The sequence below is a fragment of the Vibrio vulnificus CMCP6 genome, from assembly GCF_000039765.1.
Lineage (GTDB): Bacteria > Pseudomonadota > Gammaproteobacteria > Enterobacterales > Vibrionaceae > Vibrio > Vibrio vulnificus_B.
In genome coordinates this window covers 1,483,588-1,498,753 of the sequence record NC_004459.3, presented here as the reverse complement: position 1 = coordinate 1,498,753, position 15,166 = coordinate 1,483,588, and the positions used below count along the sequence as shown (strand labels likewise).

Genomic DNA, 15,166 nt, shown 5'->3' with positions numbered 1-15,166 from the left:
TATTTTTCCCTTAAAAGACTTGCGATGAACAGTATTCAACAAAACATTGAACATATCACCACACAGATTCACGACTCTACGCAAAAGTGTGGACGAGCTCGAGACTCAGTGCAACTTTTAGCGGTCAGTAAAACCAAACCTGTCGAGGCGATTCTCGAAGCCTATCATGCAGGTCAAAGGGCTTTTGGTGAGAACTACGTGCAAGAAGGCGTAGAAAAAGTCCGATTTTTTGCCGAGCAACACCCTGAGAAATCCATCGAGTGGCATTTTATCGGCCCCATTCAATCGAATAAAAGTCGCTTAGTGGCGGAGCACTTTGCGTGGGTACATACCATTGATCGTGACAAAATCGCTCAACGTTTAAATGATCAACGCCCAGCCGAGCTCCCTCCGCTGCAAGTGCTGATCCAAGTGAACACCAGCGGCGAAGCCTCTAAGTCAGGCGTATCCGGTGAGGAAATATTTGCACTTGCTGAGTTGATTTCTACCCTCCCGAACCTCACGTTAAGAGGGTTGATGTCAATCCCTGAAAACGTCGATGACCACGCTTCTCAGTTGGCTGCATTCCAACCGCTTGCTGAGCTACAACAACGCTTGGTTCAACGCTATCCAAGCGTGGACACTTTATCGATGGGCATGAGTGGCGACATGGATGCCGCCATCGAATCAGGTTCAACCATGGTGCGTATTGGCACCGCCATTTTTGGCCATCGCGATTACAGCAACAAAGCGTAACTCGGCGACTTTTACTTACTAGCGGAACAGAAATATGGAACATAAGAACATCGCTTTTATCGGTGCTGGCAATATGGTGAGAGCCATTGTCTCTGGCTTAGTGGCGAACGGTTACCCTGCCGATAAAATCACCGCCACCGCACCCAGCGAGACGCGTCGTTTACCCCTTGAGCAGCAGTTTGGCATTCAGACCACCAGCGATAATCTCATGGCAGCAACGCAAGCAGACGTGATCGTCCTTTCTGTCAAACCGCAAATGATGGAAGAAGTGTGCAAACCGCTGCAATCCGTCGATTTCTCCAATAAGCTGGTTATTTCGATTGCCGCAGGCATCAATTGCGCACGATTAAATGACATGCTCGCCACTCAACTCAACTTAGTGCGCGTCATGCCCAATACCCCATCACAACTCGGGTTAGGCATGAGCGGCTTATATGCGCCAGCCTCAGTGGCCGAGCAAGATCGCCACTTTGCCGAGCAGTTAATGCAAGCGGTCGGCAAAACCTGCTGGGTCGATGAAGAATCGGGCATTAACCACGTTATTGCGGCGGCAGGCAGTGCTCCAGCGTACTTCTTCCTCTTTATGGAAGCCATGCAAGCTGAAGCGATGGCGCAAGGGTTTGATAAACAAACCGCTCGTTTGCTGGTTCAGCAATCCGCATTGGGGGCGGCCAGTATGGTAGTGGAAAACCCAGACACCGAACTGGCGACTCTGCGCGAGAACGTCACCTCGAAAGGAGGGACCACCGCCGAAGCATTGCGCACTTTCAATGAACATCAACTCTCTGATATCGTAGCCAAAGCCATGCAAGCGGCAGTGGCTCGCGCGCAAGAGATGGAAAAACTGTTTTAATCACCTGGCTGCTTAGCAGCTCTACGTTTTAAGGGGCATCTATGAATGCAATGAGTTTTCTGATTTCGACGCTGTTTGATCTCTATATCATGGTCGTGATCTTACGAATTTGGCTGCAAGCCGCGCGTGCGGATTTTTACAATCCATTTTCGCAGTTTATCGTCAAAGCAACCCAACCCGTAATTGGCCCGCTGCGCCGTGTGATCCCATCGATTGGCAGTATCGATCTCGCCACTGTGCTGTTTGCCTACGTCTTATGTGTGTTGAAGTTTGTTGCGCTGATCCTAATTGCGTCTAGTGGTTCCGTCACCTTTAGTGCCGATTTCCTCTACCTTGGCCTACTGTCACTGGTGAAAGCCGCAGGTGGTCTGTTGTTCTGGGTACTGTTGATTCGTGCGATTCTGAGCTGGGTGAGCCAAGGTCGCAGCCCTATCGAATACGTGTTCCATCAATTAACAGAACCTATGCTGGCACCGATTCGTCGTATTTTGCCCGCCATGGGGGGCTTTGACTTAAGCGTGCTGGTGCTGTTCATCGCTCTGCAATTTGCCAACTTCCTGATGGGCGATGTGATTGGCCCGATTTGGTATCAGTTGTAATGAGCCAAACGGTTTGGCTTGATGGTGAGGATGTAGTGCTTCGTCTCTACATCCAACCCAAAGCAAGTCGTGATAAAATCCTTGGCTTGCATGGTGATGAACTGAAAATTGCCATCACCGCGCCCCCCGTCGATGGGAAAGCAAATGGGCATTTAACCAAGTTACTGGGTAAGTGGTTTAAAGTTGCTAAAAGTCTGGTCACGATAGAAAAAGGAGAACTCGGACGGCACAAACAAGTGCGTGTTCACACTCCACAACAAATACCAGACGAAGTGAAAGCCATCTTGTGATGGCTTTTTGTTTACCGCCAATAACGAGTAAGGAAGTCTACAATGAACAAATGGATGGTTGCGTTACTGAGTTGCCTGATGGCCCTACCAACATGGGCAGAACAATTCAAAACCATTAAAGATGCGGAAGTGCATTACATCGCATTCAATTCCACCTTTTTAACCGCCAAAGTGGCGAGAAGCTATGGGCTAAAACGTAACGAATACAGTGCCATTATCAACATCAGTGTGTTGGACAAAAGCCGTGTAGGAAAACCAGCACTGGATGCCACAATATCCGGCCAAGCCAAGAATTTACTCGGCCAAATTCGTACTCTGGAATTTAAGCGTGTCCAAGAAGGGAGCGCGATTTATTATTTAGCGGAGTTGCCGATCAGCCACGAAGAGACCCTGACCTTCGATCTGGATGTCAACGCAGGCATCAAAGGCGCAGGCAAACTCAAATTTACCCAAAAGTTTTATGTTGAAGAATAACGAGAACACCATGAAAAAGATCGTATTAGCCACAGGTAACCAAGGCAAAGTTCGCGAAATGGCAGACCTACTTGCCGATTTCGGTTTTGATGTCGTCGCACAAAGCGAATTCAATGTGTCTGAAGTGGCTGAAACGGGCACAACTTTCATTGAAAATGCCATCATCAAGGCGCGTCACGCAGCTAAAGAGACCGGGCTTGCAGCGATTGCGGATGATTCAGGTTTAGAAGTGGATTTTCTTCAGGGCGCTCCTGGGATTTACTCTGCACGTTACGCAGGAGAGAAAGCCTCAGATCAAGAGAATTTAGAAAAGCTATTAACAGCGATGGAAGGTGTGCCAGAAGCGCAACGCACCGCGCGTTTCCATTGTGTGTTGGTGTTGATGCGCCACGAAAACGACCCGACACCCATTGTCTGCCACGGCAAATGGGAAGGCCGCATCTTAACGCAAGCACACGGTGACAATGGCTTTGGCTACGATCCAATCTTCTTCGTCCCAGAAGACAACTGCGCTTCTGCCGAGCTTGAACCTGTGCGCAAGAAACAACTCTCTCATCGTGGCAAAGCATTGAAACAGCTTTTTGCTACGCTACGTGAACAACCTTTGGTGTAAGGTGCTCGCATGTTAACGCCCCCTGCACTCAGTTTGTATGTTCACATCCCATGGTGTGTACAAAAGTGCCCTTATTGCGACTTCAACTCTCACGCGCTCAAAGAGCAGATCCCAGAGCAGATGTACATCAATGCGCTGCTGGAAGATCTTGACCGTGATATCGAAAAGTATCAGCTTCACCGCGCGCCAAGACCACTGCACTCGATTTTTATCGGTGGAGGCACACCAAGCCTCATCTCAGCAGAAGGCATTCGAGATCTTTTGCAAGGGATCGAAAAACGCATTCCCTTTACGCCTTCGATCGAGATCACCATGGAAGCCAATCCCGGCACCATCGAAGCTGAGCGCTTTGCGGGCTATCGCAAAGCAGGGGTCACGCGCATCTCCATCGGTGTACAAAGTTTTGAGCAGCAAAAACTTGAGCGTTTGGGGCGTATTCATGGCCAAGATGAAGCAGTGAACGCCGCGAAACTGGCTCATCAAATTGGCTTGAACAGTTTTAACCTCGATCTCATGCACGGTTTGCCCGATCAAAGCATCGAACAAGCTCTGGCCGATCTGGACAAAGCGATTGAACTTAATCCGCCTCATCTTTCTTGGTATCAGCTCACTATTGAGCCAAATACCATGTTCTACTACAAACCGCCGGCTCTCCCCGACGACGACCAGTTGTGGGACATCTTTGAGCGAGGTCATCAAAAACTCACACAAGCGGGATACGTGCAGTATGAGATTTCCGGTTACAGCAAACCCGGTTATCAATGTCAGCACAATCTTAACTACTGGCGTTTTGGTGATTACTTAGGGATTGGCTGTGGCTCACACGGCAAACTGAGCTTTGCTGACGGTCGCATCATTCGCACCACCAAAATTAAGCACCCGAAGGGCTACTTGGCGGCGCATCAAAATATGGTCAAACCCTATCTTGATAGCGAACAGTTGGTCGAAGAGATCGATCGTCCGTTCGAGTTCTTTATGAATCGCTTTAGATTGATGGAAGCGTGCCCTAAACAAGATTTCATTGATACAACAGGGCTACCACTGAGTTTTATCGAGACAACCATTCAATGGGCCGTTGAGATGGGCTATTTGAATGACAACGAAACCAGTTGGCAAATCACAGAGAAAGGTAAGCTGTTCCTAAACGACTTGCTCGAAGCGTTTATGGCTGAAGAGTAACCTACTCGGAGAGCAGTTCGGCATCCAGCATCTCCCAGATATGCAAAGCAAGATAGGTACGATAAGGCGTGGCTGCGGATAAAATAGCTTCTGCATCAACGCCTTCTTTTTCGGCCAACGATGAGAGACCACGCATCAGAGCGGCATCACCAGCAGACCAGACATCAGGCATGCCAAAGAAAAACATCAGCGCCATCTCTGCCGTCCAAGGCCCAATCCCCCATAAACCCGTTAACTGCTTCACAATCGTCTGGGGATCATTACTGGCCAAAAATGCACTGTCCAGCGCCCCTTCCATCAGGGCCTGATTGATGCCCAAAATGGTTTTGACTTTGGCATTCGATAACCCGCAATCGCGCAGTGCTTGATAGTGTTCATCAACAAACGTCTGTTGCAAAGAGCCCTTCTCTGCGCTCAACGACTCTACACGTCGCCAGATGGTCTTCGCTGCGTTAACCGACAATTGCTGCCCGGCGACCGCTCGGCTTAAGTAAGGCAGAAAACTCGACGTCGGTTGCCGCTCAAGTGTGCGTGGGCCATTGCGCTCCAGCACGGAACACAGAAACGGAAAAGATTGGCACTGCATCAGCAGCGCTTGATGAATTTGCTGGCTTGTTTGGTGTGGCATCTCGCCTCCTTGCGATTTCCCTTATCCCTCATGGATCCTGAAAGATTGGGGTATTAAAAAATCGAACGCCCAATTCGCTCAGAAAGCAACTCTAGCGCTTTCGTGCCCGCTAACGAGTTTCCTGACGGGTCTAACTCTGGTGACCAAACCGCAATGGTCATTTCCCCCGGCACGATGGCGATGATCCCGCCGCCCACGCCCGATTTGCCCGGCATTCCCACGCGATACGCAAACTCCCCCGCCCCATCGTACAAGCCACAGGTTGCCAATAAGGCATTGAGCTGTTTAGTTTGCACTGGGCTAATAACGCGTTGGTCTGTGTGTACCGACACGCCTTTGTTCGCTAAATAACTAAAGGTCTTAGCCAAATCGACACAACTCATTTTCAATGCGCAAGCATGGAAGTAGTTGTTCAACACCGGGATCACTTCGTTCTCAAAATTGCCAAATGAGCGCATCAGATAGGCAATGGCCGCATTGCGGTCGCTGTGCATCATTTCAGAGGCCGCCACCACTTTGTCGTAACAGATATGCGTTTCACCAGAAAGCTGGCGGACAAATTCCAGCAAACGCTGGCGTGGCGCAGATAAACGGCTGGCCAGCAGATCGGCCACCACAATCGCCCCCGCATTAATGAACGGGTTGCGCGGAATCCCCTGCTCCATTTCTAACTGAATCAGCGAGTTAAACGCCTGTCCAGAAGGCTCCTTGCCCACTCGACGCCAAATTTCGTCCGGCTGATACAGGCCCATGGCGAGAGTTAAACTCAGCGCCTTAGAAATGGATTGAATCGAGAACGCCTCATCGGCATCTCCCGCTTTGATCACCTCACCTTGATTGGTGTACACCGCGATAGCAAGCTTATGCGCCGGCACTCTGGCCAAAGCAGGAATATAGTTGGCGACTTTCCCACGCCCAATCAAAGGGCGAACTTCATGCAAAATTTCGTTGAGCAGTTCTTTTGTTGGCTTCATGACAGACTTTACCAAACCATTATTGTGTTTATTGTAGGGTCAAAAAAGCCAACATTTCTCAATGTTGGCTCTTCTTTTTCGCAGTGTGCTGATTTTATAAAAACCAGTCAAACAATAAATCCGCGATTAGCTCACTCGCTTAAATTTAATATCCCACACACCGTGGCCGAGACGATGGCCACGCGCTTCGAATTTGGTCAGCGGACGCTCTTCAGGGCGTGGAATATAATCACCTGCTTCGGCAATGTTGCGGTAACCTGGCGCTTGGTTCATGATTTCAATCATGTGCTCAGCGTAGTTTTCCCAATCCGTCGCCATATGGAAGATACCTTCATTCGGGATCAGCTTTTGACGAACCATTTCCGCAAACTCAAGCTGTACAATACGACGCTTGTGATGGCGCTTTTTGTGCCATGGGTCTGGGAAGAACAATTGCAAAGTGGCTAGGCTGTCGTTCGGAATCATGTGCTCAAACACTTCAACCGCATCATGACACATCACACGCAGATTGCTGATGCCCGCTTCACGAGCGTCTGACAGACACGCACCAACGCCAGGGCTGTGCACTTCAATACCAAAGAAGTTCTTTTCAGGGGCATTTTTCGCCATTTCAACCAAAGAAGCGCCCATACCAAAGCCAATTTCAAGCACGACAGGATTATCGTTACCAAATACCTCTTTCCAATCAAGAAGTTGCTTTTGGTAATCGATACCCATTGTTGGCCAGCACTCTTTCATCGCATTTTCTTGACCTTTGGTTAAACGGCCTTCGCGACGAACAAAACTGCGGATTTTGCGGATCAGCTTGCCGTCTTCATTGTATTCGTTAGTGGTGACTTCACTCATGGATTCTGCCTGCACATTGATTAATCAAAGCGGGGATTATCCAAAGAATTTTCTTTGGTGCAAGTGTTATCAATAAAAACCATTATCCCCACACTTTGTCGGTTGTACTTTCACCACAATCTGTGGTGCAATTTTGCCTACAAATAATAGAACACAGAGCATGTCGTGACACCTTTTGCCAGCGCCATTTTGAAATGGTATGACGCCTACGGAAGAAAAAACCTTCCTTGGCAACACAATAAGAGCGCCTACAGCGTTTGGTTATCGGAAATTATGCTGCAACAAACGCAAGTTGCGACCGTAATTCCCTATTACCAACGTTTTTTACAGCGCTTTCCGACCGTAGTTGATCTCGCCAACGCCGAGCAAGATGAAGTGCTTCATCTATGGACGGGGTTAGGCTACTACGCTCGCGCACGCAATCTGCACAAAGCCGCGAAAATGGTGGCTGAGCAATATCATGGTGAATTTCCATTGGAACTGGAGCAGATGAATGCTCTGCCGGGGATTGGCCGCTCTACCGCCGCTGCCGTGCTCTCTTCCGTTCACAAACAGCCACATGCCATTCTTGATGGCAATGTGAAACGCACCTTATCTCGCGCCTTTGCCGTTGAAGGTTGGCCTGGGCAAAAAACGGTCGAAAACCAATTGTGGCAATTAGCGGAAGCACACACACCCAACACCGATGTCGATAAATACAACCAAGCGATGATGGATATGGGGGCAATGGTCTGCACACGCAGCAAACCCAAATGCACATTGTGCCCGGTAGCCGAGCTATGCCAAGCCAACAAACAAGGTAACCCACTGGACTATCCCGGCAAAAAGCCTAAAAAAGAGAAACCCGTCAAAGAGACATGGTTTGCCATGTTGCACTACAACAATCAAGTGTGGTTGGAACAAAGGCCACAAAGTGGCATTTGGGGCGGATTGTTTTGCTTTCCGCAAAATGAGCATGCACAACTTGAAGCACTGCTCGAGAAGCGAGGCATAAAAGAGGGTGACATTCGCACACAAAACACCTTAATTGCTTTTCGCCATACTTTTAGCCATTACCATCTCGACATCACTCCGATTTTGCTGGACCTATCAAAGCAACCTGACATGGTGATGGAAGCCAGCAATGGTCTTTGGTATAACTTAGCCAATCCCGGAGAAGTTGGGTTAGCGGCTCCCGTCAAACAGTTGCTGGAGAGCTTGCCCCATGAACTTCGTTAATGCTTTATTTAAGGAGTCATTATGAGCCGCACTGTGTTTTGTGCTCGTCTAAACAAAGAAGCTGATGGTTTAGATTTTCAGTTGTACCCAGGAGAGCTTGGAAAGCGCATCTTTGACAACATTTCTAAAGAAGCTTGGGGTCAGTGGCAGCATAAGCAAACCATGTTGATCAATGAGAAAAAGCTCAACATGATGGATCCTGAACACCGCAAATTGCTCGAAACTGAAATGGTTAACTTCCTCTTTGAAGGTAAAGAAGTCCATATCGAAGGTTACACACCACCGAGCAAATAATCTGGTTTTCTTCATGGTTAATCAATGACATCATAGCCAACGCTTTGGTGTCATTTTTTTAGGTTTGAATAGGTAAACGATGAAAAAGTTTGGGTATTTTTTAGCTGCATTGCTCTTAACCGGTTGTAGCCGCGAATTTATCGAAAACATCTATGACGTCAATTACCAACCGACCAACCGCTTTGCTAAAAATCTCGCAGAGCTGCCAGGACAATTTGAAAAAGACACGGCAGCACTGGATGCTTTGATCAACAGCTTCTCAGGCAATATTGAAAAACGCTGGGGGAGCCGAGAAATAAAAATGGCAGGCAAAAGTAACTATGTGAAATACATAGATAATTACCTCAGCCGAGCCGATGTCAACTTTAGCAATGGCACCATCCTCATTGAGACGGTTTCACCCACAGAACCCAAACAGCACCTGAAAAATGCCATTATCACTACCTTGCTAACTCCAGATGATCCGGCCAATGTCGATCTTTTCTCCTCCAAAGAGATCCGCTTGGAAGGGCAACCTTTTCTCTACAATCAAGTGTTAGATCAAGACAAACAAGCTATCCAGTGGACTTGGCGCGCCAATCGCTTTGCCGATTATCTGATCGCCAATAAACTCAAGACACGTACGGTTGATTTTAAGAAAGCCTACTACGTTGAAATTCCCATGGTGGCAGACCACGTAGACAAACGCAGTTATAAATACGCCGATATCGTACGCCGCGCCTCAAGAAAGTACGACATTCCCGAAGATCTGATTTACGCCATCATCAAAACCGAAAGCAGTTTCAACCCTTATGCCGTGAGCTGGGCAAACGCCTATGGCTTAATGCAAGTCGTACCGAAAACCGCAGGCCGCGATGTGTTCAACTTGGTTAAAAATCGCAGTGGCGAACCCAGTCCGGAATATCTCTTTAACCCAGAAAACAATATCGACACCGGAACGGCCTATTTTTATCTGTTGAAAAACCGCTATCTGAAAGAGGTCAATCATCCAACATCTCTCGAATATTCGATGATTTCAGCCTACAACGGTGGTACAGGCGGTGTACTCAACACCTTTAATCGCAACGATCGCAAGCGCGCAATGCGCGATCTCAACGCATTGCAACCCAATCAAGTTTATTGGGCATTAACCAAAAAACACCCCAATGCGGAAGCTCGCCGTTATTTGGAAAAAGTAACCAAATTCAAGCAAGACTTTAATCAAGGACATTCTCTTTGATTACAAATGAATATTTTCTAAGCAAATGATCAATTTTTTACTTTTTTTGCAAAAATCGGTTGACGAGGCAGATAAAAAATCCGTTTAATAGCGCTCCGTCGCCCGGATAGCTCAGTCGGTAGAGCAGAGGATTGAAAATCCTCGTGTCGGTGGTTCGATTCCGCCTCCGGGCACCACGAATTCAAATCGTTGGTGCAAATAGTACAAGCGATAATTAAAGAATATAGTGTGCCGACTTAGCTCAGTAGGTAGAGCAACTGACTTGTAATCAGTAGGTCACCAGTTCGATTCCGGTAGTCGGCACCATTATTAAAATTTGTTCCTCCTTAGCTCAGTCGGTAGAGCGACGGACTGTTAATCCGCAGGTCGCTGGTTCGAGCCCAGCAGGAGGAGCCACCTTTAAAAGCCAAGTCGAAAGACTTGGCTTTTTTCATTTCTGCGCTTTATTTCCCTGCCAATTCATTACTTTTCCTCCATTTATACTTTTTTCACGCTATAAATTTAATCACGATCATGCTTTGACGCTAAGCAGCTACTTGTTTCACTCGTGCTACATTAATATTTCATTTCAATTAAACGGACAAACCAAGCATTTGCCGTGTTCATTGTGACTACAATATGAGCATTTTTATGAAACTTAAGACACAAGCTTATTTATTATCGGGAATTATCTTAATTGCCCTACTCGCGTTAACCGCTACTGGCCTTTGGACACTAAGGGTGGCCAGTAATCTAGATAACAAAGCACGAGTAACCGAACTCTTTCGCAGCGCTTATAGCATCCTGACCGAAGTCGAGAAAATGGCCGTAGAAGGAAAAATGTCTGAGCCAGAAGCGAAAGCATTAGCCACTCGACTACTGCGTAATAACATCTACAAAGACAATGAGTATGTTTACGTTGCCGATGAAAAAATGATCTTTATTGCCACTCCATTAGATCCACAACTTCATGGCACCAGTTTTCATGATTTTCGAGATGGTAATGGCAACAGCGTTGGCCAGTTAATCCTAGATGTGCTTGGCCGAAAAACAGGCCAACTGGTGGAATATACTTGGACGCAAAAACTGGCCGATGGCTCGATTGAGGAAAAACTCTCAATCGCAGAAAGAACCCCACACTGGGGTTGGGTTGTCGGTACGGGTATCGGCTTCAATGAAGTGAATGCTCGCTTTTGGTCTACCGCCCAATGGCAGTTGGTCCTTTGTCTTGTGATTGCAGGCACGATTTTGGGTGGCTTGATTGTTTCCATCAATAAAATGCTGAATCTGTTGGGTGGCGAGCCAAATGATGTGCGCAACGCAGTACAAGACGTTGCAAAAGGTCGCATCCAAACCAGTTTCGACAATAAAGCGCCACAAGGCAGTATTTACCAGGCCGTGCAAGAGATGAGCCTCTCCTTAGCCGAGATGATCAGCAACCTAGAACGTTCAATGCACGCACTGCGTGACGAACTGGCGTCCGTTGAAAGCCGTAGCGATACCATTTCCAACCTCACTGCGATGCAGCAACAGTCGACCGCGATGATAGCAACAGCGATGACAGAAATGGCTTCTTCTGCAAATCACGTCGCCGATTCCGCCAGTGATACGGCCAACAATACGGATGAAGCCGATAAACAGAGTAAACATACACAGGTGCTGATTCACAATACCGTCAGCAACATCCAAGGATTGGCAAGCCAGTTAGGCACCGCCAGCCAAGCGGTGGCAGATCTCGATAAAGACGTGAACAACATTGTAAAAGTGCTCGATGTGATCGGCGATATTGCGGAGCAAACCAACTTGTTGGCCCTCAACGCTGCGATTGAGGCTGCTCGAGCTGGCGAGCAAGGAAGAGGTTTTGCCGTCGTCGCGGACGAAGTACGTAACCTTGCAGGAAGAACCCAATCCAGCACTAAAGAGATCCAGTTGATGATCAATAACTTGCAACAAGGTTCTCGCAATGCCATCCAAACCATGGAAATCTGTGCGGAGACCAGCCAAAGCACCGTTGTTGAATCGCAAACAGCTTCAGAAGCGTTGCAACAGATCGTTCAAGCCTTGGAATCCATCAGTACCATGAGCCAACAAATTGCGACCGCCGCCGCAGAACAAACACAAGTGAGTGATGATATTGCACAGCGTATCAACATGATTGAAGACAGCGGCAATCAGCTTACCAGCGTCGTCACAGAGAGTCACAACAGCACGCGCAGCTTGGCGACCTTAGCGAACCAACTCGAAAACTGGGTCAATAATTTTTCCGTAAAGCATTAAACTAAACCTGTTTTCTAACTAAGCACGTCTTATCGCGTGCTTTTTTATTGCTGGAATCGCTGTCCATCCCATTAAATCTGATAAATAAATGTCGCTTAGATGTTTATATACTGTACTTCCATCGTTTAAAACGAATAAAAACACCCCATAGCGGGCACAAAAGCAGCAAACGATATTTTTTTTGCATTTTTATATTGACCTAGAAAGCGAAAAACCGTTTAATACACCTCGTCGCCCGGATAGCTCAGTCGGTAGAGCAGAGGATTGAAAATCCTCGTGTCGGTGGTTCGATTCCGCCTCCGGGCACCACGAATTTAAAGTCGTTGGTGCTTAACGTACGAACGACAATTTAAAAAGAATATAGTGCGCCGACTTAGCTCAGTAGGTAGAGCAACTGACTTGTAATCAGTAGGTCACCAGTTCGATTCCGGTAGTCGGCACCATTCTTTTGCCTCGATAGCTCAGTCGGTAGAGCAGAGGATTGAAAATCCTCGTGTCGGTGGTTCGATTCCGCCTCGAGGCACCACTTATTTTAAGTTGTGCTAACACACAATAACCGAATAGTTCCTCCTTAGCTCAGTCGGTAGAGCGACGGACTGTTAATCCGCAGGTCGCTGGTTCGAGCCCAGCAGGAGGAGCCACTTTCAAAGGATAAGCGAAAGCTTGTTGTTTAGGCGCCGACTTAGCTCAGTAGGTAGAGCAACTGACTTGTAATCAGTAGGTCACCAGTTCGATTCCGGTAGTCGGCACCATTTATAACGTTATCTTGCATTGCAAGAAACACAGAATAGTTCCTCCTTAGCTCAGTCGGTAGAGCGACGGACTGTTAATCCGCAGGTCGCTGGTTCGAGCCCAGCAGGAGGAGCCACCTTAGAAAAAGCCGCATCATTGATGCGGCTTTTTCACATCTATCATTAGCTCATCTCCGTTCAATTCCTTTTTCTCGCTGCCAATTTTAGAACCTTAGGCATTGGCAAATATGCAACTCAGCTCTATACCTATATAAGAACAAACTGTGTATTGAGCGAGTTAATGAGAGACACCATTGAACGAAAACCTCTATTCGTTATTGCCACTGAAGTATCAGCAGAGTTAAATCGAGGGTTAAAAATTGCGAAACAACTACAACTGGTTGCCAGTAATGCCAGAGCGCTTGCTCTAAGAGCGGGAGAAAGTGCAGCAGGATTTAGACCCGTCACGGATTCCATTGATGAGCTCGTCCTCCTGACATTTCATTCTTCAAATACCATCAATCTACAAGCTCAACAACTCAGTCAAATTGCCACAGAGCGAACTCGTGCTCAATTTGTGTTAAAGCAGTTGAATCGTGTGGAACAAAGCAGCAAAGAAGCAATATTTCTATCCAGTTTAAATCAAGCCAAACAGCGTGCTAACGAAGATTATCAGCAACTCAACACCTTATTTACTCTCAAAGCTAAATCCCTAAAGGAAGCCCTTCAGGAGCTCTATGACCAACTGCGCATCGCTCAGATCATATCGACTATGCTCAGCGTTGAAGCATCTAAAGTCGACGAGCGTTACCGAATTCAACTCAACGCTATCGCCGATAGTGTAACGGAATTCTCTGATGCAATTCGCCATCATGTTTCACTCTCTCTTAAACTCTTTTCGCTCTTTTTGTAATAAGGACATTAAAAATTATGCGCTCAGAAATTCTCTATGAAGAAGGCTCCCACCGTTGGTTGATGTTTGGTAGAGATCCTCATAAGCCTGACAAAATCATCGATACTAATCAGTATATGCTGGTACACAACGGCCAGGCGATGCTCCTCGACCCTGGTGGTATCGAGCTTTTCTCTGCCATGCTCAGCAGTGTTGTGAAAGAAATATCACTTGAGCAAATTACCCATCTATTTGCATCGCATCAAGATCCCGACATCATCTCCTCTCTTGGACTTTGGGATAAAACCCTCCCCTCAGCAACGCTCCATTCACCTTGGCTTTGGGAAGGCTTTATTCGTCATTTTGGTATGGAATCTATCACCTTTGCTCCGATCAAAGATCAAGGTGGAACGGTGTCATTAGCAGGGTTAGATATTCAATTTATTCCGGCCCACTATATGCATTCTTCAGGAAATTTTTCCGTCTATGACCCTGAAGCAAAGATCTTAATGTCCGGAGATATTGGCGCCGCACTTGATCGTATCGACGCGCCACTTTTCGTTGAAGACTTTGGTAGTCATATCGAGAAAATGGCCTATTTTCATCAACGTTGGATGCCATCGGAAAAAGCCAAATCAGCATGGATTGACAAGGTAAGCCAACTGGATATAGAGATGATGTGCCCGCAACACGGCGGTATTTTCCGTGGTGATGACGTACCACGTTTTTTAGATTGGCTAGATAAGTTAGAAGTCGGTATTGCAGTTTAATTACTGTTATCCCAACACTTAAAAAGACAGAAAGTGAGGATTCAAAAGAAAGTAGCAGCCTATAAATGCCTAAGCGACTCTAAGAGTAACGTACCATAGGTAATGAAGCCATAATGGAAGCATGCTATGCCAATCAGAGGAGCTATCAGCGAGTAATCACCTTCAGTAAGAGAGACCTGTAATCGCAGACAACAAAACACAGTTTAGAGCGGCAAGGGACGGCCAGACTTGCATTCAAGCGGAACTCATCAAGCAGAACTCATTCGACGTTAGAGTAAACCCAAACATCCAGACGTAAAAAAGCCCCAGTTTTTCAACTGAGGCTTGGTATAAGTGGCGGAGCGGACGGGACTCGAACCCGCGACCCCCGGCGTGACAGGCCGGTATTCTAACCAACTGAACTACCGCTCCGCACTGGTTAGACTATTGAGTCTAAGTTTTGTTTTACTTTTTAAAAGCAAAAAACAAATAAGAGCCTAGCAATGTCCTACTCTCACATGGGGAAACCCCACACTACCATCGGCGCTACTTCGTTTCACTTCTGAGTTCGGAATGGAATCAGGTGGGTCCAAAGCGCTATGGTCGCTAAGCAAAA

The 15,166-nt window shown here is 47.2% G+C and carries 16 protein-coding genes, 10 tRNA genes and 1 rRNA gene; 22 read left to right on the top strand and 5 right to left on the bottom strand.

Features of this window, described 5'->3' with window-relative positions; translation table 11 throughout:
• The first annotated feature begins 24 nt into the window (after positions 1-24).
• The 7 genes from VV1_RS07210 to hemW are packed head-to-tail and all read left to right on the top strand — an operon-like array spanning position 25 to position 4,743.
• Complete coding sequence (locus VV1_RS07210; RefSeq protein WP_011079461.1) at positions 25-735, top strand: YggS family pyridoxal phosphate-dependent enzyme; 711 nt, start codon at positions 25-27, stop codon at positions 733-735.
• A 34-nt stretch (positions 736-769) separates the two neighbouring features.
• A complete protein-coding gene (gene proC / locus VV1_RS07205; RefSeq protein WP_011079460.1) occupies positions 770-1,588 on the top strand; it encodes a pyrroline-5-carboxylate reductase in 819 nt (272 codons plus the stop codon).
• Positions 1,589-1,629: 41 nt separating this feature from the next.
• Complete coding sequence (locus VV1_RS07200) at positions 1,630-2,187, top strand: YggT family protein (RefSeq protein ID WP_011079459.1); 558 nt, start codon at positions 1,630-1,632, stop codon at positions 2,185-2,187.
• Entirely contained in the window at positions 2,187-2,477 is a 291-nt protein-coding gene (gene yggU, locus VV1_RS07195; RefSeq protein ID WP_011079458.1) for a DUF167 family protein YggU, read from the top strand. Before VV1_RS07200 ends, yggU begins: the two co-directional genes overlap by 1 nt.
• 42 nt (positions 2,478-2,519) lie before the next feature.
• Positions 2,520-2,951 (top strand): DUF4426 domain-containing protein, encoded by a 432-nt coding sequence (locus VV1_RS07190; protein ID WP_011079457.1) that lies wholly within the window; start codon positions 2,520-2,522, stop codon positions 2,949-2,951.
• Positions 2,952-2,961: 10 nt separating this feature from the next.
• Positions 2,962-3,564 (top strand): XTP/dITP diphosphatase, encoded by a 603-nt coding sequence (locus VV1_RS07185; RefSeq protein WP_011079456.1) that lies wholly within the window; start codon positions 2,962-2,964, stop codon positions 3,562-3,564.
• Between the two features lie 9 nt (positions 3,565-3,573).
• Complete coding sequence (hemW, locus tag VV1_RS07180; RefSeq protein ID WP_011079455.1) at positions 3,574-4,743, top strand: radical SAM family heme chaperone HemW; 1,170 nt, start codon at positions 3,574-3,576, stop codon at positions 4,741-4,743.
• 1 nt (position 4,744) lies between these two features.
• Here hemW and VV1_RS07175 read toward each other — a convergent pair whose 3' ends face one another.
• The 3 genes from VV1_RS07175 to trmB form a co-directional block, all read right to left on the bottom strand.
• Positions 4,745-5,371, bottom strand: coding sequence for a DNA-3-methyladenine glycosylase family protein (locus VV1_RS07175; protein ID WP_011079454.1), 627 nt, complete (start codon positions 5,369-5,371; stop codon positions 4,745-4,747).
• A gap of 53 nt (positions 5,372-5,424) precedes the next feature.
• Positions 5,425-6,345: a glutaminase B gene (gene glsB, locus VV1_RS07170; RefSeq protein WP_011079453.1), complete on the bottom strand. Its 921-nt coding sequence runs from the start codon at positions 6,343-6,345 to the stop codon at positions 5,425-5,427.
• A gap of 126 nt (positions 6,346-6,471) precedes the next feature.
• A complete protein-coding gene (gene trmB, locus VV1_RS07165; protein WP_011079452.1) occupies positions 6,472-7,191 on the bottom strand; it encodes a tRNA (guanosine(46)-N7)-methyltransferase TrmB in 720 nt (239 codons plus the stop codon).
• Positions 7,192-7,356: 165 nt separating this feature from the next.
• On the opposite strand from trmB, the gene mutY reads away from it, so the two are divergent.
• From mutY to VV1_RS07090, 15 genes are all read left to right on the top strand, one after another.
• Entirely contained in the window at positions 7,357-8,409 is a 1,053-nt protein-coding gene (gene mutY / locus VV1_RS07160) for an A/G-specific adenine glycosylase (RefSeq protein ID WP_011079451.1), read from the top strand.
• Between the two features lie 21 nt (positions 8,410-8,430).
• Positions 8,431-8,703: an oxidative damage protection protein gene (locus VV1_RS07155; RefSeq protein WP_011079450.1), complete on the top strand. Its 273-nt coding sequence runs from the start codon at positions 8,431-8,433 to the stop codon at positions 8,701-8,703.
• 79 nt (positions 8,704-8,782) lie between these two features.
• Positions 8,783-9,922, top strand: a complete 1,140-nt coding sequence (mltC, locus tag VV1_RS07150; protein WP_011079449.1) for a membrane-bound lytic murein transglycosylase MltC — start codon at positions 8,783-8,785, stop codon at positions 9,920-9,922.
• A gap of 100 nt (positions 9,923-10,022) precedes the next feature.
• Positions 10,023-10,098: transfer RNA gene (locus tag VV1_RS07145), tRNA-Phe, on the top strand.
• A 54-nt stretch (positions 10,099-10,152) separates the two neighbouring features.
• Positions 10,153-10,228, top strand: a tRNA-Thr gene (locus tag VV1_RS07140).
• 14 nt (positions 10,229-10,242) lie between these two features.
• Positions 10,243-10,318 (top strand) — tRNA-Asn (locus VV1_RS07135).
• Positions 10,319-10,552: 234 nt separating this feature from the next.
• On the top strand, positions 10,553-12,178 hold the full coding sequence (locus VV1_RS07130; RefSeq protein ID WP_011079448.1) for a methyl-accepting chemotaxis protein: 1,626 nt from the start codon (positions 10,553-10,555) through the stop codon (positions 12,176-12,178).
• 233 nt (positions 12,179-12,411) lie between these two features.
• Positions 12,412-12,487, top strand: a tRNA-Phe gene (locus VV1_RS07125).
• Between the two features lie 58 nt (positions 12,488-12,545).
• Positions 12,546-12,621 (top strand) — tRNA-Thr (locus VV1_RS07120).
• Between the two features lie 7 nt (positions 12,622-12,628).
• Positions 12,629-12,704 (top strand) — tRNA-Phe (locus VV1_RS07115).
• Between the two features lie 39 nt (positions 12,705-12,743).
• Positions 12,744-12,819, top strand: a tRNA-Asn gene (locus tag VV1_RS07110).
• A 35-nt stretch (positions 12,820-12,854) separates the two neighbouring features.
• Positions 12,855-12,930 (top strand) — tRNA-Thr (locus tag VV1_RS07105).
• Positions 12,931-12,970: 40 nt separating this feature from the next.
• Positions 12,971-13,046 (top strand) — tRNA-Asn (locus tag VV1_RS07100).
• Between the two features lie 164 nt (positions 13,047-13,210).
• Entirely contained in the window at positions 13,211-13,822 is a 612-nt protein-coding gene (locus VV1_RS07095; protein ID WP_011079447.1) for a hypothetical protein, read from the top strand.
• Between the two features lie 17 nt (positions 13,823-13,839).
• On the top strand, positions 13,840-14,571 hold the full coding sequence (locus tag VV1_RS07090; RefSeq protein WP_011079446.1) for an oxygen-binding di-iron domain-containing protein: 732 nt from the start codon (positions 13,840-13,842) through the stop codon (positions 14,569-14,571).
• 334 nt (positions 14,572-14,905) lie between these two features.
• Here the strand turns inward: VV1_RS07090 and VV1_RS07085 are convergent.
• Positions 14,906-14,982, bottom strand: a tRNA-Asp gene (locus VV1_RS07085).
• A gap of 63 nt (positions 14,983-15,045) precedes the next feature.
• Positions 15,046-15,161 (bottom strand): 5S ribosomal RNA (gene rrf, locus VV1_RS07080).
• Between the last annotated feature and the right edge of the window lie 5 nt (positions 15,162-15,166).